At 42.0% G+C, this 20,862-nt stretch carries 18 protein-coding genes; 14 read left to right on the plus strand and 4 right to left on the minus strand.

Annotated elements, in window-relative coordinates; genetic code table 11:
- The first annotated feature begins 14 nt into the window (after positions 1-14).
- From J2S78_RS01760 to J2S78_RS01770, 3 genes are all read left to right on the plus strand, one after another.
- Positions 15-212: an MbtH family protein gene (locus J2S78_RS01760; RefSeq protein ID WP_306895690.1), complete on the plus strand. Its 198-nt coding sequence runs from the start codon at positions 15-17 to the stop codon at positions 210-212.
- Positions 213-240: 28 nt separating this feature from the next.
- Positions 241-1,698, plus strand: coding sequence for a DHA2 family efflux MFS transporter permease subunit (locus J2S78_RS01765; protein WP_306895691.1), 1,458 nt, complete (start codon positions 241-243; stop codon positions 1,696-1,698).
- 92 nt (positions 1,699-1,790) lie between these two features.
- A complete protein-coding gene (locus J2S78_RS01770) occupies positions 1,791-2,564 on the plus strand; it encodes a 4'-phosphopantetheinyl transferase family protein (RefSeq protein ID WP_306895692.1) in 774 nt (257 codons plus the stop codon).
- A 31-nt stretch (positions 2,565-2,595) separates the two neighbouring features.
- On the opposite strand, the gene J2S78_RS01775 is transcribed toward J2S78_RS01770, so the two are convergent.
- Positions 2,596-3,624: a LacI family DNA-binding transcriptional regulator gene (locus J2S78_RS01775; RefSeq protein WP_306895693.1), complete on the minus strand. Its 1,029-nt coding sequence runs from the start codon at positions 3,622-3,624 to the stop codon at positions 2,596-2,598.
- A 487-nt stretch (positions 3,625-4,111) separates the two neighbouring features.
- On the opposite strand from J2S78_RS01775, the gene J2S78_RS01780 reads away from it, so the two are divergent.
- The 11 genes from J2S78_RS01780 to putP all read left to right on the plus strand — a co-directional run bounded on the left by J2S78_RS01780 (position 4,112) and on the right by putP (position 17,951).
- On the plus strand, positions 4,112-5,434 hold the full coding sequence (locus J2S78_RS01780) for an ABC transporter substrate-binding protein (protein WP_306895694.1): 1,323 nt from the start codon (positions 4,112-4,114) through the stop codon (positions 5,432-5,434).
- 95 nt (positions 5,435-5,529) lie between these two features.
- Positions 5,530-6,390: a carbohydrate ABC transporter permease gene (locus J2S78_RS01785; protein ID WP_306895695.1), complete on the plus strand. Its 861-nt coding sequence runs from the start codon at positions 5,530-5,532 to the stop codon at positions 6,388-6,390.
- Positions 6,390-7,214 (plus strand): carbohydrate ABC transporter permease, encoded by an 825-nt coding sequence (locus J2S78_RS01790; RefSeq protein WP_306895696.1) that lies wholly within the window; start codon positions 6,390-6,392, stop codon positions 7,212-7,214. The genes J2S78_RS01785 and J2S78_RS01790 overlap by 1 nt, the downstream gene beginning before the upstream one ends.
- A 21-nt stretch (positions 7,215-7,235) precedes the next feature.
- Positions 7,236-7,955 carry a ThuA domain-containing protein gene (locus tag J2S78_RS01795; protein ID WP_306895697.1) on the plus strand — a complete coding sequence of 240 codons (720 nt, stop codon included), beginning with the start codon at positions 7,236-7,238 and terminating at the stop codon, positions 7,953-7,955.
- A gap of 12 nt (positions 7,956-7,967) precedes the next feature.
- Entirely contained in the window at positions 7,968-8,990 is a 1,023-nt protein-coding gene (locus J2S78_RS01800) for a Gfo/Idh/MocA family protein (RefSeq protein ID WP_306895698.1), read from the plus strand.
- A gap of 15 nt (positions 8,991-9,005) precedes the next feature.
- A complete protein-coding gene (locus J2S78_RS01805) occupies positions 9,006-10,043 on the plus strand; it encodes a Gfo/Idh/MocA family protein (protein WP_306895699.1) in 1,038 nt (345 codons plus the stop codon).
- A gap of 21 nt (positions 10,044-10,064) precedes the next feature.
- A complete protein-coding gene (locus J2S78_RS01810) occupies positions 10,065-11,033 on the plus strand; it encodes a sugar phosphate isomerase/epimerase family protein (RefSeq protein WP_306895700.1) in 969 nt (322 codons plus the stop codon).
- A gap of 29 nt (positions 11,034-11,062) precedes the next feature.
- A complete protein-coding gene (locus J2S78_RS01815; protein ID WP_306895701.1) occupies positions 11,063-11,743 on the plus strand; it encodes a YesL family protein in 681 nt (226 codons plus the stop codon).
- 496 nt (positions 11,744-12,239) lie between these two features.
- Complete coding sequence (locus tag J2S78_RS01820) at positions 12,240-15,389, plus strand: rhamnogalacturonan lyase family protein (RefSeq protein ID WP_306895702.1); 3,150 nt, start codon at positions 12,240-12,242, stop codon at positions 15,387-15,389.
- Between the two features lie 137 nt (positions 15,390-15,526).
- The gene (locus J2S78_RS01825) at positions 15,527-16,078 is read left to right on the plus strand and encodes a DJ-1/PfpI family protein (RefSeq protein WP_306895703.1); all 552 of its coding nucleotides are present in this window, start codon (positions 15,527-15,529) and stop codon (positions 16,076-16,078) included.
- A 406-nt stretch (positions 16,079-16,484) separates the two neighbouring features.
- On the plus strand, positions 16,485-17,951 hold the full coding sequence (gene putP, locus J2S78_RS01830; RefSeq protein WP_306895704.1) for a sodium/proline symporter PutP: 1,467 nt from the start codon (positions 16,485-16,487) through the stop codon (positions 17,949-17,951).
- 474 nt (positions 17,952-18,425) lie between these two features.
- Here the strand turns inward: putP and J2S78_RS01835 are convergent, their stop codons facing one another.
- From J2S78_RS01835 to J2S78_RS01845, 3 genes are read right to left on the minus strand one after another with little or no spacing between them, the layout of a single operon-like run.
- Complete coding sequence (locus J2S78_RS01835) at positions 18,426-19,421, minus strand: NAD(P)/FAD-dependent oxidoreductase (protein ID WP_306895705.1); 996 nt, start codon at positions 19,419-19,421, stop codon at positions 18,426-18,428.
- A 12-nt stretch (positions 19,422-19,433) separates the two neighbouring features.
- Positions 19,434-19,793, minus strand: coding sequence for a Rieske (2Fe-2S) protein (locus J2S78_RS01840; RefSeq protein ID WP_306895706.1), 360 nt, complete (start codon positions 19,791-19,793; stop codon positions 19,434-19,436).
- Positions 19,794-19,808: 15 nt separating this feature from the next.
- Positions 19,809-20,849: an amidohydrolase family protein gene (locus tag J2S78_RS01845; protein WP_306895707.1), complete on the minus strand. Its 1,041-nt coding sequence runs from the start codon at positions 20,847-20,849 to the stop codon at positions 19,809-19,811.
- Positions 20,850-20,862 lie beyond the last annotated feature (13 nt).

The raw sequence follows: 20,862 nt of genomic DNA on the forward strand, positions 1-20,862 counted from the left end.
GGAGGAGATAAACAATGACACATCCATTTGAAAAAGAGGATATCCTTTACGTTGTACTACTAAACGATCAAGGCCAATATTCTCTTTGGCCGGCTTTTCTTGAGGTACCACCGGGATGGGAAGTGGTATACGAACAAAACAGTAGAAAAGCGTGTATTGCTTTTGTTGAATCAAATTGGAGCGATATGAGACCGAATCGTATTAAGAACTAAAAATTAATAGTAAGGATAGGGAATATCCATGAGAAGATTAGGAAATCAAAAAATTGTTGTCAGTATCGTGTATGTGACGGCTATGTTTATGGTTGCCATGGATGCAACTATTGTTAACGTTGCGCTGAAGTCAATTAGTGCGGAGTTACAAATTCCTCCTTCGGCTACCGGAACTGTCAATGTTGGTTATCTAGTTAGTCTGGCGATGTTTCTTCCTGTTTCGGGATGGCTTGGTGATCGTTTTGGAACAAAAAGAATCCTCTTGATTGCGTTAGTATTGTTTACAGGGGCATCTGCAATAAGTGGAATGGCTAATCACATTGTTTCTTTAAATTTATCCCGCATGATTCAGGGAATAGGTGGAGGACTTCTTACCCCTGTGGGAATGGCGATGCTGTTTCGAACGTTTACAGCCGAAGAACGCCCAAAGATATCGAGGCTGCTAGTCATTCCCATTGCATTAGCCCCCATGTTAGGTCCCGTTGTTGGTGGCTTTTTTGTGGAATATCTTTCTTGGCGTTGGATATTTTATATAAACGTTCCTGTGGGAGGTTTAGCTTTATTGTTTGGCTGGATATGTCTTAAGGAATATAAAGCATCTGCTAATAAACGTTTTGATTTGAAAGGATTTCTTTTGTCCGTGTTTGGTTTTTCTATGCTGATGTATGCTTTAAATCAAAGTTCAGTAAAAGGATGGAGTGCACCGGAAATTGTAATAACTGGACTTTGTGGCATATTATTAATTATTTCCTTTATTTATGTTGAATTAAGGATAAGCCAACCGATGCTTGAATTGCGATTGTTTAAAGACCGTTTGTTCCGCAATATGAGTTTGACATCATTTTTCATCGCAGCGGGGTTATTGGGGATGCTTTATGTGTTCCCGTTAATGTATCAGGACGCATTGAATGCTTCTGCGTTAGAGTCAGGGCTGGTAACTTTTCCAGAAGCAGTTGGACTGATGGTCGCCTCTCAGATCGTACCCTGGTTCTTATCAAAAGCAGGCCCTCGATTAATAATGATAACTGCGCTGCCATGTGCTGCTGTAACATTTGTGTTGATGAGCCTGGTAGGACAAGAGACAAGTACTTGGTTCATTAGATTGTTATTATTTTTTGCAGGTTTTTTTCTTGGAAATACGGTCAGTGTTGTTCAGGCTACGATATTTAATACCACGATACAGGCATCTATGGGGCAGGCAACTACATTATTTAATATTCAGAATCGGATGGGATCCGCATTGGGGGTAGCTTTATTGTCTAGTCTTCTTGCTGTACTTAGTACCAACTCGGTAGACGTAACAGCTGCGCAATCCACCAATCTTTTAGCATATAGAGCGGCTTTGCTTAGTACGGCAGGGTTTCTGCTTATAGCCTTCTATTTCGTGTTACGGTTTAAGGATTTAAATACAGTATCAGCAAAAGGGAATCAATCTAATCAGGATGATTTAGGCGAGGATGAAACAAGTGAAATGATTAGTGAATAAAAAATATCTGCAGTGTGGAATTTGTTTATATTGTGGGTTATACAGCGAACTATATTTGTATGTCTAGGTACAATAGGGAAGGAAGATAGTACATGGAAGGTGAAAGCAAAGAGTATCCTAGTTCTGTGCCTGATTTAAACAGCCACACATGCCAAGTATGGTGGGCTCGAACCACTGACTTCCGACCGTGGCACAACCTAATACTTAATGACACAGAACGTAAGAGGGTCAAGTCATATTATCATGAAGAAGATCAGTCTAGATTCATCATCGGTTGTGTAATCACTAGATTAATACTGGCTAAGTTTCTTCAGACAGAACCTTGGAGTGTGCCACTTATTCGTACATGCCCATTTTGTAATAAGCCACATGGGCCGCCACGGTTGACCTCTGGTGTACCACACATTTCTATATCACATTCGGGAAGTAGAATTGCGGTCGCGTTTTCAAAATATGAACCGGTGGGGGTGGATGTGGAGCATGTTGATCCTACTGTAAAAGTAGATCAAATCGCTAGGGATATATTGACAGAAAAAGAGTTGTTTCGGATTAGAGCATTGCCTGTAGAGGCAAAGGTAAAAGGATTTTTGAAATATTGGACTAGAAAGGAGGCAGTTTTGAAAGCTACAGGCGAGGGACTTTCCATCCCTCCTTCACATGTAACCGTTTCAAAACCTGATCAACCACCAAAATTACTTTTTTTTCAAAATTATTCGTATGACGTGAAATATACTGTCATAAAAGATTTATGCCCGGATAAAGAATATGTTGGAGCCATTTCCGTATTGAACTCTTCTTTTAAAAGGATTCGTCAGTTTGATGCTAGGAACATTTTGCATGATGCAGATGGTTATATGGTGAGATAATATGCGCTATTTTCATTGTGGTTGATTAATGTTAGACCGGGCTTTCTTTGTCGTGTTTTGTTTTCAAATGATGACCGCATGAATCACGGACCATTAACGTATTTTCTAAGACAAATTGGGATTGCGTTAATGGTTCTTTGTTTAATAAATCTAATAAGAGACTCATTGATTTTTGTCCGATGTCAAAAGTCGGTTGGGACACCGTCGTTAATTGCGGTGTAAACATGGATGCCATTCTTATATCATCAAAGCCTACAATGGCAATGTCTTCTGGAACTTTTAGATCAAAGGCTTTGGCGGCGTTGATGGCTCCCATTGCCATTTCATCGTTTGCAGCAAATACGGCATCCGGCCGGTCTTCCATTGCTAAAAGTTTGAACATGACGTTGTACCCAGAGTCAACGCTGAAATCACCTTCCTGGATATATGATGTTTTCACAGGGATGGTTCTTGCTTGCAACGCCTGTTTAAATCCGCGAAGTCTATCGATGCCTAATACGGTTTCCATCGGACCGGTAATATGAGCGATGTTAGTGTAAGCAAGGTCTATGAGATATTCTGTCATCTTCCGGGCGGCGCTAACATTATCAATAGAAACGGTGGGAATCGTTGTACCTTCTAAATATTCACAAGCAAGTACAATGGAATGCTCTGCACTGAGGTCTATCAGTGTTTGTTGATCAAATCTGGACGTGAGCATAATAAGACCATCCACTTGCTTTTGTTCTAACATGTCAAAGCATTTCATCGTATCAAAATGTGCGTGCTCCGCGTCCATAACGAGTACATCGTATTCTCTTTCATTGGCAAGCGTTTGAATACCTTTCATCACATTGGAGAAAAAAGGATTGGTAATGTCAGGCACGACGACCAAAATTGTTTTGGTATGTGCTGTTCTTAAATAACGTCCTAATGCATTCGGTTTATAGTTTAGTTTCTCTACGGCTTCTAGCACACTTTGTGTGTTTTTCTCAGAAACAGTGTCTGCTTTACTTAATACCCTCGAAACGGTTGCTACCGAGACGTTCGCTTGTTTGGCCACATCTTTGATTGTCGGCATAGATACAATCCCCGCATTTCTTTGATTAATGTAAACGATTACTCTTTGTTTATTTTTATCTTATTTTATTTCTATTGTCCTGTCAATAAATCGAGAAATGTAAGATAACAGAAGCTCATTTTATAGGAACAATATTCTGAAAAAAAGATTGACAATTATCGAGAAGCACTATAAGATTTTAATTGTAGTTGTAATCGTTTTCTTATAGAAATCTTAAAACTTATTAGATAATCGACGCTAGTTTTCATTATTTGGTTGGAAAAGGGGTTGGTTTTATCGATTAGGGATGATTTGATGAATGGTGGATTTGTTTATCGTCTTCTTAAATATTGAATGTAAAGTAATCGATTACAAATATGAGTAATCCTTGATATGATGCGAAGTAGAGGTGATTTCAGGGGAAAGAAACCCTGAATATTATTTAATAATGTTTGGAAGCGCATTCATTTTGTTCAGTGATTAAAACACATAAAGAGGAGAGGGTTATATGAAGGGGAAAACGTTTTATTCTAGTATCGGGACAGTGTTACTTGCATCTAGCATTGCATTGACGGGGTGTTCTTTTTCGTCTGGTGAGAATGAGACTTCAGGAGATGGTGATAACGAGTCTTCAGGCGGTGGCGATAAAGTGACTGTTGATGTTTTTCAATTCAAAGTAGAATTTAAAGATCAATTTGAAGAGTTGGTATCTATGTATGAAGAAGAAAATCCAGATGTTGAAATTAACGTAAAAACAGTGGGCGGAGGTAATGACTACGGTGCTTCATTGAAATCTTCCATGTCTTCAGGGGAAGAGCCGGATATATTCAATATTGGTGGGCCAACGGATGTTGATGAGTATGAAAAATATTTGGCGGATGTATCTGATACAGAAGCCGCGGATGCTGCATTGGACGGAACACTTTCGAGTGTAACAAGAAATGATGAAACGCTTGGTCTTCCGTTCAACCAGGAAGGGTATGGTCTGCTTTACAATAAGCAGGTGTTTGAAGATGCCGGAATTAATGCTGATGATATAGAAACACACGAAGATCTTGAAGAAGCTGTACAAACATTAGACAACCAAAAAGAGGAATTAGGTATAGAAGCACCGTTTGCATTTCCGGCTAAAGAAAAATGGGTGATGGGGAACCATCTAGCAAACACTTTTCTAGCTGATGAGTTTAATCACGATGTAATGGAAACGTATGAATCGGACACAGTTCAATTTGAAATGGGCGATCAAATGAAACGTTTCCTTGATCTGCAAAATGAATATTCGATTCAGCCAACGTTGAATCTGGATTATTCGCAACAAGTCGAGGAGCATTTTTCACTTGGAAATGTAGCGATGATTCAACAAGGGAACTGGGTTTATAACACAATCGAGTCGATGGATCCTGAATTTGCGGAAGAAAATGTAGGGTTGCTTCCGATTCCAGTAGAAGGATATGAGGGTACGATTCCTGTCGGTGTACCGAACTACTGGGTTGTCAATAAACAGTCGGAGGATGAAGTGGTTGAAGCTAGTAAAAATTTCTTGGATTGGATGTACACATCAGAGACAGGCAAACAGTTTGTGACGGATGAATTCAAATTTGTTCCTGCTTACGAGGGATACGAAGACTTAGAAATTGCTGATCCTATTTCTCAAGAAATCTACAACTATGCGAGTGAAGGAAATACGCAAGGCTGGGTATTTCTTGGAGCACCGACAGCTTGGACCGAAGATGCTCTAGGTGTGGCGATGCAAGAGTATATTGCGGGTGACATTACATGGGATGAAGTGGAAGAAAAAGCAACATCAGCCTGGGAGGAATCTCGTCAATAAACGAAGCTAAAGGCTGACAAGAGCTAGATATGACTCTTGTCAGCTACCATTAACCGTTATGCCGCATGCAATACACAGCATTGGAGGAAACGTATATGCAGAATCGCAGTCTCTGGTTTTGGCTATTTCTTACTCCTGTCATTTTAGGTCTAGGCATCGTCGTTGTAATTCCATTTGTTTATGGTTTTATTTTCTCATTTACGAATTGGAACGGGCTTGTGGCCACAGAGTTTTTAGGATTCCAAAACTATATTAATCTTTTTCAAGAAGATGAGTTTATGAATTCTATCGTATTTACGGTTCAATTTGCGGTGGTTACCGTTATTCTATTGAATATATTCGGTTTAGGCCTTGCCTTGATTGTTACTCGTAATATAAAAACGAATAATCTTTTAAGAACAGTATTTTTCATGCCTAACTTAATTGGTGGACTGATTTTAGGATTTATCTGGCAGTTTATTTTTGTCAGTGTTTTTGGAGACATTGGGAATATGTTCGGTATCGAAGGAATGCAGGGGTGGCTATCCACAACGAACACTGGTTTCTGGGGTCTTGTTATTTTAACAGCTTGGCAGATGGCTGGTTATATTATGATCATTTACATTGCTTACTTGGAAAATATTCCAAAAGACTTGATTGAAGCAGCCAAGATTGATGGAGCAAATGGTCTTCAACGTTTTAAAAACGTAACATTTCCACTTGTAGCACCTGCTTTTACCGTTAGTATGTTTTTAACCTTGTCGATGGCGTTTAAAATTTACGATCAAAATTTGTCATTAACTAATGGGGGACCGTTTAATTCAACACAAATGGTTGCGATGGAAATTGTGCGAACAGCTTTCTCTGACAATCAAATGGCTTATGCACAGTCAAAAGCGGTTATTTTCTTCCTTATCGTTGCGGTTATCGCATTAACGCAAGTTTACTACAACAAGAAACGGGAGGTGGAAATGTAATGAAAAAGAATAAAGAGAAACGCAATTTAATATCCATAGAAGTGCTTGGTATTGTGCTCGGTTTACTCTGGATCTCTCCGTTTTATCTCATGATTGTCAATGCATTTAAATCGAAACGTGATATTTTTGAAGGAGTATTAGGGATTCCTGAAACCTTTCAATTTCAAAACTTTGTGCAGGCGTTTATTGATTTAGAGTTTTTGAAATCGTTGTTTAATTCTGTGTTAATTACCGGTTTGAGCATCTTTTTTATTATCATTTTTTCCTCTATGGCAGGATATGCCCTTGCTCGAAATAAAAGTAAGTTAAGTGGGATTATGTTTTTCATTTTCGTCGCAGCGATGTTAATTCCGTTTCAATCTGTTATGATTCCGCTCGTTTCCCTGTTTGGTATGGTAGATATGCTGAACGCCGGTGGTTTGATTTTCATGTATCTCGGTTTTGGCTGTAGTTTATCGATTTTCTTGTATCATGGAGCTATGACGGGTGTCAGCAGGACGATGGACGAGGCGGCCATCATTGATGGTGCGAATCGGCTGCAATTATTCTGGTACATTATTTTTCCGCTACTCAAGCCAATTAGTGTCACAGTAGGGATCTTGAACGTCATTTGGATTTGGAATGACTACTTGCTGCCATCACTTGTATTGAGTGAATCTAACGCAACGATTCCGTTAAAGATGTTCTACTTTTTCGGTCAATATACAAAACAGTGGCATTTAGCACTTGCAGGATTAACCATCGCGATTATTCCTGTGATTATCGGTTACTTCTTCGCCCAAAGACAAATTATCAAGGGAGTTTCAGAAGGAGCCGTCAAATAATAGTGTAAGAAGGGGATAGCAATGAATATTACAGTATGGAATGAATATCGACATGAAAAAGAAAACCCAGTCGTTGCTGATATCTATCCGAATGGCATTCACCACACGATTGCCGGATTTTTGGAAGAAGCCGGTCATATGGTTCGAACGGCGACGCTTGACGAGGAACAGCATGGCTTGACCGAAGAGGTGCTTGCCAATACAGATGTACTTGTGTGGTGGGGCCATAAAGCACATGACGAGGTCGATGAAGATATTGCAGAAGCGGTGAAACATCGTGTGTTGGAAGGAATGGGACTGGTCGTGTTGCATTCTGCTCACTTTTCGAAAGTGTTCCGAAAACTGATGGGAACGACGTGTGATTTGAAGTGGCGAGAAGCAGACGACCGGGAGCGGATGTGGGTCGTGGATCCGGCGCATCCAATTACAGAAGGAATTGGTCAGTATCTTGAAATTGATAAAGAAGAGATGTATGGCGAACATTTTGATATCCCAACTCCAGAAGAATTGATTTTCATCAGTTGGTTTGAAGGTGGTGAAGTATTCCGAAGTGGTGCCACGTTTAAGCGCGGACGCGGGAAAATTTTCTATTTCCGTCCTGGTCACGAAACATACCCGACGTATTATAACAAAGAAGTTCAGCAGGTTATTCAAAATGGTGCGAAATGGGCACAAAACATTGGAACGCCAACACACATTTATGGCAATGCGGATCCGATAGAGAACATATCTGAAAAATAGGAGGAATGCAGCATGGCAGTATTGAAAGCGGCAGTTATTGGGTGCGGAAGCATCGCAAAAAATCGTCATTTGCTTGAATATGAAGCAAATGAACAAGTGGAGATTACGGCAGTCTGTGATGTTGTGGAAATCCGTTTGACGGAGACAGCAGAAGTCTATGACGCTGCGGCTTATACAGATTACAAGAAACTTTTGCAGAACGAAAAGGTAGATGTCGTGAGTGTGTGTCTGCCGAATGCATTACACGCACCAGTATCGATTGCAGCCCTTGAGGCGGGAGCGCATGTATTATGTGAAAAGCCGATGGCAACATCTAGCCAAGAAGCGCAAGACATGATTAATGCAGCGGAACGTAACGGCAGGAAATTAATGATTGGGCACAATCAGCGCTTTGTATCTTCACATGAAAGAGCCCGTAGCCTGATTCAATCAGGGGAAATCGGTAATATTTACAGCTTTCGCACAACCTTTGGCCACGGTGGTCCGGAAGGCTGGAGTGCGGATGGGAAGAATAGTTGGTTTTTTGAGAAGGACAAAGCTTTTATTGGTGCAATGGGGGATCTCGGTGTACATAAAGCCGATTTGCTTCGTTATTTACTCGGTGAGGAATTCGTGAACGTCGCTGGATTTATTGAAAATAACGCTAAGGAAAATATAACTGTTGATGATAATGCAGTATGTATTCTGCGCACGGAGTCCGGCATCATTGGAACGATGGCAGCAAGCTGGGCCTACGTGCCGGAAGAGGATAATTCAACGGTTATATATGCAGAAAAAGCAACACTGCGTTTGGAAGATGATCCCGTTCACTCCCTTGTGCTGCAGTACGCCAGCGGAGAGGTTGTGAAATACGAGCTCGGTCAAATTCAGTCTAATGATGCAGGTGGTCAGACGAACACGCATGTGATTGATCATTTTGTCGAGTCTGTCGTGAACGATAAACAGCCTTTGATTGATGGATACGAAGGAAAGCGGTCGCTCGAAGTGATTTTAAAAGCATTAGAATCAGAAGAAACAGGAAAGATTTCGAAATAAAGGAGAGAGTACACGATGAGCCAGTTAAAAATGGGTTTTATCGGTGTGGGAGACATTGCTCAAGGGCGTCATCTTCCTTCTTTTGCAGAAATAGATGAAGTAGAACTGACCGCAGTCCAGGATTTAAACAATGAGCGCGCTCACTCCGTTGCAGCATTATTTAACATTCCGTATGTTTTTGAAGAGTATAATGAGTTATTCAAAGTGGTGGATGCGGTAACGATTTGCACGCCGAATAAATTTCACTCTGAAATCGCCGTTGCAGCGTTAGAAGCAGGTGTTCACGTTTTGTGTGAAAAACCGATGGCGATAACAACGAATGAATGCGAAGCAATGATTGAATCAGCGAACCGTAATGACCGTCATTTATCGATTGGATATCACTATCGCTATACGCCAGAGGCGAAAGTGGCGAAGGGATTGATGATACAAGGTGAAATTGGAGATCCGTTAGTGACGCGCGTGCAAGCGATGCGTCGTCGCAAAGTTCCAGGATGGGGCGTGTTTACAAATAAAGACTTGCAAGGCGGCGGCAGTATGATCGATTTTGGTTGTCACTTGCTTGATTTAGCGTTATGGCTACTGGACGATCCGAAGCCCGTTGAAGTTATGGGAAAAACATACAATCGTTTAAGCAAAACACCGGGACTTGTGAATGATTGGGGCGAGATTGATGCGAAAACGTTTAATGTGGACGATCATGTTACCAGTTACATAACATTCGAGAACGGTTTATCCATGCAGTTCGAATGTTCCTGGGCAGCGAATATTAAAGAAGATCATACGACCTTAAGTATTTCCGGTGTGGATGGCGGAATGGATGTGTATCCGTTTGAACTCTATCAGGCTAAATACGGCGCATTGTGGGATACAAAAGTTCGGCTGCCGGAAGAGGAGGTAAGTCCAGAACTTTCTCAGGCGAAAAATTTTGCCGACAGCTGCTTAGGAAAAGCAGATCCCGTTGTTACGGCAGAGCAGGCATTGAGAGTGACTCAGTTAATGGAAGCTATTTATAAAAGCAGCGAAACGGGTTCGAGCCTCAGACTAGATTAGCCAAAAAGGGAGTGGAGTTTTATGAAATTGGGCGTATTCACCGTACTTTTCGCCGATAAATCATTCGAAGATATGCTCGACCATGTGAAAGAATCTGGGTTGAAAGCGATCGAGATAGGTACAGGCGGTTATCCTGGCGGTGCTCATTGTAACGTTGATGAATTGCTGGAGAGCGAGGAAAAGCGTACCGCATTTATGGAGAGGGTCAAGGCGCGTGGATTAACGATTAGTGCTTTTAGTTGTCATGGCAATCCAATTTCTCCGGATAAAACCTTTGCCGCAGAATCTCACGATGCATTCGTGAAGACGGTGAAGTTAGCGTCGCAGCTGGGGGTTCCGGTTGTTAACACTTTTTCAGGAACGCCGGGTGGATCAGAGGCTGACACGATGCCGAATTGGCCTGTTACCCCGTGGCCGGCGGAGTATTCTGATGTGTTAGAGTGGCAGTGGCAGGAGAAATTGATTCCTTATTGGAAAGAACAAGGGCAGTTCGCAGAAGAACATGGAGTGAAAATTGGACTTGAACTGCACGCTGGTTTTCTCGTGCACACGCCGCATACAATGTTAAAATTACGGGAAGCGACGAGTGATGCGATTGGTGCGAACTTGGACCCAAGCCATTTATGGTGGCAGGGTATTGATCCGGTTGCTGCTATTAAAATACTTGGCAATGCCGGGGCTATTTATCATTTTCACGCCAAAGACACATATATAGACCAGGAAAATGTTAATATGTACGGCCTGACAGATATGCAGCCGTATTCAGAAGTGAAAACTAGGGCTTGGACGTTTCGTTCGGTTGGATACGGACACGGTAGTCAAGAGTGGTCGAATATCGTAAGTGCGCTTCGCACATATGGTTACGATCATGTCATTAGTATTGAACATGAGGATCCTATCATGTCGGTAGATGAAGGATTCGGCCAGGCAGTGAAAAATTTGAAAGCAGTCAACATAGAAGAAGCACCGGTTGATATGTGGTGGGCCTAAACGATGTTGTGAAGGAGGAGGGGTTGGTCATGAATAAAAGTATTGGTTTCATGGGTGGATTTTATGCTATTAGTGAATGGGTGATGCGCTTTTCTATTACTAATTTATTATGGGTATTATTCAATCTACCAATCGGACTTCTCCTTCTTAGTTTATTATACTTAGAAGATAGTGCCGGAGTGATCTATTTAGTAGTTCCTATTGTCGTCCTTCTGCCTGTGTTGTTTTTTCCGGCGACTACGGCCTTGTTCGCAAAAGCGCGTGAATGGGTGAGAGAAGAAGTAGACACGCGTCACCCCCGCTTTTTTTTCAGCTATTATAAAGAAAATTATAAAACGAGTTTCCTTGCTGGACTTGTGTTTGTAGCGTTATGGATCGTATTAATTGCTGATATTTATTATTTTTCGAGCCGTCATGAAGGGCTGATGAGTCTATTTATGATCATGGGCATCCTTTTATTTGTATGCACGATGAACTTTTTCTCTGTCGTTGTTCATTATAATATGACGTTTTTGGCGCGGTTGAAACATGCTTTTGTGTTGACGATTGGGAGTCCATTAGTATTTCTTGCGGTTGCTCTCTGTTCCGGGGTGATTCTGTATATCAGCCTGTACATTTTCCCATTGCTCATTCCTTTATTTACCGGTTCGCTACTCGCCTTTTTGTCGTTTTCCGCATTTTACCGGCTCCACCGAAAAATAGCAGGATGATAGATGAAGCAGTTCCCTTTTTGATAAAGGAGCTGCTTTTTTTGGATATGAATTTGGCAAGTAAAGTTGTCGTTTTGGACAGTAAATCATCTATTTCCGCAAGTAATGATGCGAATTTGGCCAGTAAAAGTTTATTTGGCTAGTAATGATATGGATTTAGCCAGTAAATCATATGTTTTGGTAAGTAAAGACACCTCGTCGGCTAGTAAATCTTTTGGTTATGTCAAATGTCAAAAGGTAGAGTTTTATAATGCCAAAGAAGTAGGAATAAATAACTTTTATTTATTTTTGTTGATTTTTAATAGTTTTTTAACATTTTTGATATAGGACTTTACGGAATCAAGTTATAAACTAAAAATAGTTATCTTAATTTGCTATATATTCAGAAAAAAAGAAGCGCATATATTTTTCGCTTTTATTGAAAGCGCTTCCTCTAATTTTATATAGGAGGTGTGTGAAATAAACCACGAGTGAAAATTTTTTATGGAGGGGTTTCATGGGTAGAAAGTTTTCCGCATGCATGGTTTGTGTTTTGGTAAGTTCGTTGTTTCCAAGTACTGGTGCAATAGCAGCGGATGGTAATGAGAATAATGGACAGAGTTTTGATTTTGGTTCAGACTCAAGCCCGGTGGAAAGTGGGTATACGCAAGTGACAAATACAATGCTGTACGACAGTGATAGAGGATACGGCATTGATAAAGAGATAGCAAATAGAGACAGGGAAGCACCGGATGACTTGAGAAGAGATTTCATTTTGGATGATGATTATGAATTTAAGACTGATATCTCTAACGGAGAATATTTTGTGAGAATCATTGCTGGAGATGATATTGCTTTTAACCGGACAAGTTTTGCAGTAGAAGGTGAAGAGGAAGAGACTATCACATCGAATTCAGGGGAGTACACAGAGCTTACTAAAACGGTAGAAGTGACGGACGGGCAGTTGAATGTGGAGATAAGCGAGAATGGCCGTATCAATGGGCTGGAAATTATGCCTGTGTCAGAGGTTACGAATGTAGAGGTTAGTGATCGGACGTTAACACCGGAATCATCGGTCACGTTAACGTGGGATAATAATGACGCTGCAACGAGCTATGAAATTTATCGGCAAGAGGAAGATGATGATGAATTTTTGAGAATAGGAAACAGTGATACGAATCAATACACAGATGATTCCGTACAACTAGGTTCTTCTTATACGTACGCTGTCAGTCTCAGAAATAACCAGGGGATAGAATCGCCGAAAAGCAATGAAGTGCAAGTAGATGTGTTTGATGAAGCGGTAACGGTGCCGGAAGCCCCGGGAAATCTTGAAATCGATGATGCTACAGATGATGGTGTGGAATTTTCCTGGGAAGAAGCAAATGATACGGAAAAGTATTATGTGTACCGGTCCCGTTTTGAAGAGGACGGATACGTGCAAATCGGTGAGACGGACAAATCTCAGTATACAGACGATTCTGTTTCAACGTCCCGCCACTATTACTACCAAGTGCGAGCGGTGAATGAAGGAGGAGTATCTGAACCGTCTGATTCATTAGAATCCCCTATTGTGAATGAACAACTTCGCCAAATGGAGCAGTTGAACCGGGCACCGGTTGCGGTGGATACCGATGATGGTGTGTATGTCGGTTGGAAAATGCTCGGAACGGATCCCGAAGAAGTGACGTTCGACCTTTACCGGGATGGCGAAAAAATTAATGAATCGCCAATTGCAGACAGTACGAACTTTTTAGATGAAAACGGCACAGCAGATGCCACGTATCAAGTTCACGTGAATAATGGAAGTGGAGAAGAGGAAACGGAATCTGTTGACGTATGGAATGAACAGTATGCCAGTATTCCGCTTGATAAACCGGAAGGCGGCGTTACCGAAGATGGTGAGGAGTATGAGTACACTGCCAATGATGCAAGTGTCGGTGATGTTACTGGAGACGGAAACTATGAAATGATTGTAAAATGGGATCCAACGAATTCCAAAGATAATTCCCAAACGGGGTATACGGGAAATGTTTATATTGACGCGTACACTCTGGATGGAGAGAAGCTTTGGAGAATTGATGGCGGGAAGAACATTCGCGCCGGAGCGCACTATACCCAATTTCTCGTGTATGATTTTGATGGAAATGGAAAGTCGGAAGTTGCTTTTAAAACAGCCGACGGTACTGTTGACGGAGAGGGTAATGTGATTGGAGACGCTGATGCGGATCATAGAAATGATGAAGGTTATATTTTGGAAGGCGATGAGTTTTTAACCATTTTTGATGGAGAAACAGGGGCAGCTCTTGATACGATTGATTACTATCCACCAAGAGGTGACGTTAACGATTGGGGAGACGGATATGGAAATCGTGTAGACCGTTTCCTTGGTGGTGTTGCTTATCTTGATGGGGAGACACCGAGTCTTGTTATGGCTCGTGGTTACTACACAAGAGCAGTTCTTGCAACGTATGATTTTGAGGATGGAGAATTGAAAGAAAGATGGATTTTTGACAGTGATGATGAAGGAAATGAAGAGTATGCGGGACAAGGAAATCACAGCCTTTCCATTAATGATGTAGATGGAGATGGGTCTGATGAAATTGTATACGGTGCAGCCGTCATTGACCACGATGGAACAGGCCTGTATTCGACTGGTTGGGGTCATGGCGATGCGCAGCATGTTAGTGATTTGGACCCAAATCGTTCAGGTTTAGAAATTTTTCAACCTCATGAAGATGCTGGTTCTCCTGTAGGATACGGTCTCCGTGATGCAGAGACGGGAGAGAAATTGTGGGGTGTAGAAACTGGAACAGATGTAGGTCGTGGATTGGCTGCTGACATCGATCCTACGCACGATGGCGCCGAAATGTGGGCTTCTGCTAGCTGGGATGGAAGCGGCGGCGGTAGTGGTGTATTTACCGCTGAAGGAGAACGAATCACAGACGAGTCCCCGGCATCGATTAACCATGCTGTGTGGTGGACCGGAGACTTACAACGTGAACTACTGGATCACGATTTTGATGCGGGAAATGAACCGCACGGTGTAGGTCGAATTGACAAATGGAATTGGGAAGAGGAAAAGTTGGAAAATGTATTGATTCCAGAAGGAACGCGTTCGAACAATTATACAAAAGGTAATCCTTCCTTGCAGGCTGATTTGTATGGAGACTGGAGAGAAGAAGTGGCTTGGCCTTCTTCGGACAGTGAAGAGATGCGGATTTATACAACAACGGATACGACTGATGAACGTATTTTCACTCTGATGCATGATCCGACGTACAGACTCGGTGTTGCTTGGCAGAATGTAGCGTATAATCAGCCGCCACATACAGGATTTTTCCTTGGTCATGACATGGAAACGCCTGATGCCCCAGCTATCACGACCGGAGATGAAATAACCGATCCAGAGCCAGAACCAGATCCAGAAGTAAGTTTTGACAATTTATCTTCACTAACTGAAGAGTATATTGGCAGTGAAGGTATCGGCAATGGAATGCAGACGAAAGTAAAAATAGCGGAGAAGTTGGACGAAAAGGGGAATATGAAAGCACGAGATAATCAGCTCGATGCTTATATGAATCTGGTAGAAGTCCAATCTGGAAAAACACTATCTGAATCAGAAGCAGAGACTTTGATAGAAATTGCCGAGGAGCTACAGCAATAAACGAGAGCCTGTCACTTGTTGCATGCAATAGGTGACAGGCTTTTTGCTAATATTAAGATTGGTTGAAGTGTTTTTTATTCCATAGATAGATCAAGCGGAAAACTGGTATAATATAGAAAAAAAGAGGAGGAATTTCTATGTCAACTAAAAAAGTTCTTATTGTGACGGGTGATGCGGTAGAGGCATTGGAAGTCTATTATCCTTATTTTCGTTGCCTGGAGGAAGGTTTTGACACAGATATTGCGGCTCCGAATCAAAAAAAGTTAAATACGGTCATTCATGATTTTGAAGATTGGGACACGTACACGGAGAAACGGGGCTATGGGATTGATGCGAACAAAGCGTTTGCTGACGTAGAGGCAGAAGAGTACGATGCACTCATTATTCCTGGCGGACGGGCTCCAGAACACATTCGGATGGACCAGGACTTACTCGATATTGTGGTTCATTTTTTTGATGAAAACAAACCAATTGCCATCATGTGTCACGGTAGTCTAGTATTAACACCTATTGCAGAAAAGGTGAAGGGACGGAAATTGACCGCGTATTCAGCTTGTAAACCGGAAGTGGAAAGTATTGGAGCGGAATATATAGATGAAATGGACTACGTGGACGGTAATCTCGTATCAGGTCACGCATGGCCTGACCTTCCAGCTATCATGCGTGAGTTCGTGAAACAAGTGAAATAGAAAGTTTCGCCGATAACAGGATAGATATCGCCGATACCAGTGCTGTTTTCGCCGATTTATGCAAATAAATCGCTGATTCATGGGCTGAAATCGCCGATTCTTTAGAATGATGAAGGTGTTCTGACATTGTTAGAGCACCTTCATTCGTATTATTTCGAAATTGTGGATGAAAAGGATTGAAAATTCAACATATACTAAATAGAATTGTAAGGTGTCCTTTGTGTAAGTATATGAAATGTTCTTGCTATTGTATAAAGGTGTCAGACGGAAAAAGGAGGTTAAAGACATGGAGTATGCATTGACGGGAGCCACTTGGTTCTGGTTACTTGTTCCTATGCCATTATTGATTGTCCTGTCGATTGTTTCTTACGCCAATCAAAAAAGAAAATAGAAAGGGGAGGCGAAGATGGATGGAGCAACCATTTTAACCTTTGTCATATACCTAGTTGGTATGTTTACGATAGGTATTATTTTTTACAGATTGACTAATAATTTATCTGATTATGTGTTGGGTGGCCGGAAATTAGGGGGAAGTATTGCTGCGTTAAGTGCAGGCGCCTCAGATATGAGCAGCTGGCTTATCCTTGGGCTACCGGGTGCTATGTATGTTGGCGGTATGAGTGAAATCTGGTTGCCTATCGGTTTAGCAGTAGGTGCTTACTTGAACTGGCAGTTTTTAGCTTTACGCTTACTTCGATATACGAAAATCGCTAATGATTCGATTACAATTCCTGATTTTCTCGAAAATCGGTTTCGTGATAAGTCTAAGATTCTCCGCATGGTGTCGGCTGTATTTATATTATTGTTTTTCGCTTTTTATACGTCATCTGGGTTGGTTGGAGGAGCCACACTGTTTCAAGAATCCTTTGGATGGGAGTATACAACCGCGCTTTGGATTGGTGTTTCGGTTATTATTTTATATACCTTTTTGGGGGGGTTTCTCGCAGTCAGCTGGACAGACTTTTTTCAAGGAATTCTTATGTTTCTTGCGCTTATTATCGTGCCGATTGTTGCGATTCAGGAAATCGGCGGTTGGAATGAAATGATTCGAGTGACTGGAGACATAGATCCTTCTCATTTAGATGCGTTTGCGGGAACATCAGCAATCGGTATTATTTCGCTGCTTGCTTGGGGGCTTGGTTATTTTGGACAGCCTCATATCATTTCTCGTTTTATGGCCATCCGATCCGAGTCAGAAATACCAAAAGCGAGATTGGTCGGTATGACGTGGATGGTCTTATCGTTATTCGGAGCTATTTTCACTGGTTTTGTCGGTATCGCCTATTTTTCGGGTGGTGCTGGGGCTGATCCGCTGGCAGAAGGGGCGCATGAAACAGTCTTCATTGTGTTTACCCAAGTGTTGTTTAATCCGTGGGTGGCAGGCTTTTTACTGGCCGCAATCTTGGCTGCAATTATGAGCACCATTGATTCTCAGTTGCTTGTATCATCGAGTGCGCTGGCTGAGGATTTTTATAAAGGGATGCTAAAGCCGAATGCAAGTGATAAAGAACTTGTTTGGGTCGGGCGTGTTGGCGTACTTTTGATTGCTTTAATTGCAACGTTTTTGGCATATAATCCAGAAAGTACCGTACTGGAACTTGTCGAGTACGCGTGGGCTGGCTTTGGTGCTGTGTTTGGTCCAGTACTTTTACTGGCGCTGTTTTGGAGGCGTACGACAAAATGGGGAGCGCTTGCTGGAATGGTCGTCGGCGGTGTGACGGTTATTCTATGGGCTCTGCCTGAAGGTGGTATTTTTGATTTGTATGAACTTGTGCCAGGTTTTATTTTCGGTGGACTGGCTGTAGTTATTTTCAGCTTCTTGAGTTCTGAACCGGAGGAGGAAATCAAGCAAGAATTTGATCGCGCACGCTAACTTGGGGAGAGGGTGTGCCTCTTTGTTTTGATGGACAGGAGATCTCTTATTTTTGCTTTTTTCTCGTTTATAAGTTGTTCACGGACATTGGATACGCTATTTACTTAGAATCTTGGAACTTGTTCCTTCCTAACGACGATTAGCGGAACAAAAGTCAGCCCGAGTTTTGCCCAATACTGGTTTATTACAAAAGGGGCTGGGACTAAACCTATATAAGATAGAAAAATGCCGAACGATTTTACAAAATCGTTCGGCATTTTTCGTTCCTAAGACAAATCGCTGCGCCAAAATACTTCGCTTTCCGCGGGCACGGCTCGAGCCTCCTCGGCAGAAAACCCCTGCCTGCGGGGTCTCGAGACACGTGCTTTTCCCGCAGGAGTCGAAGCATTTTGGCTCCGCTAATATGCAGCTCTTGACCAGCGCAAGACATTCGTGTTTACTACCGCATATTTTTCTTTTGTCCCAACCTCTTTATTAGGAAAACAAGCTAGTACTGTGTTGAGGTTGTACTTTAGCTTTTGGATCAATATAGGCTTTCGCATTGTTTACCGCAATAGGGGCTTCGCCAAAGCCGGTTGCAATTAACTTTACCTTGCCTTCGTACGTTGCAATATCGCCTGCAGCGTATAATCCATCAACGTTGGTTTCCATTCTCGAGTTCACAACGATGGAATTCTTTTGTAAATCAAGTCCCCATTCTTTAATAGGGCCAATGGATGACACGAACCCGTGGTTCACAATGACTGAATCGACATCGAGACTCTCTTCTTCAGAGCTGTTGATGTTTTGTAGGACGGCTTTTGTAATATTTCCATTTTCACTGTGAAACTCTTTTATTTCTGTCGGTGTTTTCACCGTCATGCCGGACTCAAAGAGTTGTTCGACACTGTGTTCATGAGCACGGAATTTTTCCCGGCGGTGAACAACGGTGACGTTTTTAGCAATAGGTTCAAGCATTAGTGCCCAATCAAGAGCAGAGTCCCCGCCGCCTGAAATCAAGACTTCCTGCCCGGAGAACGTCTGCAGGTCATTCACGAAATAATGAAGATTTTTGCCTTCATATTGTCTTGCTTCTTCCAATTTCAGCCGTCGTGGTTCAAAAGCACCGATTCCGGCAGTGACGATGATAGTTTTCGAATAATGTGTTTTTTCATTTGTTGATATTTCGAAGTTACCGTCCTCGTCTTTGTCGATTTCTTGCACGGTTTCCTCCAACACGATTTCCGGATCAAACGTATTAGCTTGTTCCACCAAGTCATCAACCAGCTTTTGCGCACGTACACCAGGAAAACCAGCGACATCGTAAATATATTTTTCCGGATAGAGGGTGGAGAGCTGTCCGCCTAATTGAGGCAGACTGTCAATAATTTTTACGCTCATTCCTCTCATTCCTGCATAAAACGCAGCAAATAGTCCAGTTGGACCACCGCCGATTATTGTTATATCAAAAAGTTCTTCTTCACTTATCATAGATATCACCCACTAACCATTGTATACAATAACTTCATCGTTTTCGACGGTTACATTAAAATTTTTAATTTTAAATTTTTCGTTTACAAGCATGCGGCCCTCATTTTTTATATCAAATTCACGGCTGTGCCAAGGACAGCGCAAAATGTCTCCGTCTTTTTCAAAGGCATATTCGCCGACATGTTCGGTTGGAGCGGGTGCCCCGCACAATTTTCCTTTTGACAAGGGGGCACCTTGGTGAATACATCTATTCAAAAAGGCATAATAATGGCCATCTGAAGCTCGGCATACAACGATTGAATGCTTGCCAAGCGTACTTTCCATCATTTCTCCCGGTTGCAAATCTTCTTTGTGACAAACCGTTTGTTCCATCCTTATGACCTCCTATTACTTACGGAATTTTGGGTAAAAATTTCTCGCATTTTCGGAGAATAATTTCTTCTTCAAATCGTCATCGAGATTTGGCGGCAAAGCTTCCGCAGGGGAGTCATAGTCCCAGTGCGGGTAGTCGGTAGAAAAGGAAATCACTTCGTCTGAACCGATTTGATCGATGATTTGCATAAGTTCTTTTTTCTTCATTTCTTCTAATGGCTGGGTGGTAAAACACATATGCTCGCGAATGATATCACTTGGCATCCGTTTCACCCAAGGTACTTCGTGGCGTAAGTCTTTATATTGTTGATCCATTTTTTTCATGAGAAATGGAACGTACGTAAACCCGCCTTCAATCATAATTAGTTTGAGTTTAGGGAATTTTTCGAATACACCGTTGAATATCATGTTCGTAATAACGTTCATATGGGAAAGTGGGATCAACGTGTGCCATTCGATAAAGTATTTCGGCCATTTGCCATAATATAGCGGTGGTTCGTTATGGTGCATACCAATAGCAAGATCATGCTTTTCAGCTGCTTCGAAAATCGGGTGATAGTAGGCATCTCCCCATAAAATATCATCAATTGGAAGGAGAACCTGGACCATCTTAGGGTGAGAACCAAGTCGTTCGATTTCTTTCACTGCGCCTTGTGGATCTTGAGCTGCAATATGAATCGACCCGTATAGACGGTCATCATGATCGAGCCATTTATCAATTTGCCAATCGTTATAAGCTGTAGCAAGAGCAGTTGCCATTTCGTACCATCCGTGCATGGAAGAAGGGGATGGGTCGAGCGCCCCTGTTAGAATTCCTTTTTCATGACCGTTTTGGTCTAGTAGTTGTTCCTGCATAAAGGCTAAATCTGTTCCGGCAGGGCGTCCGTCCGGAACTTTTGCGTCAGCTCGGTCTACACCTGCAACAGCCGGCTGGGTATAAGGCATATGTTTTTCCTGAATCCAATGACAATCCTCGATATAACGTCTCCATGGCTGCTCCAAATAAGGCAGCAATTCCTCATACATCACTCTTTCGTGAATATCCGTATCAATCATTGTGACTCCTCCT

This window comes from Salibacterium salarium (assembly GCF_030813635.1).
GTDB classification, from domain to species: domain Bacteria; phylum Bacillota; class Bacilli; order Bacillales; family Marinococcaceae; genus Salibacterium; species Salibacterium salarium.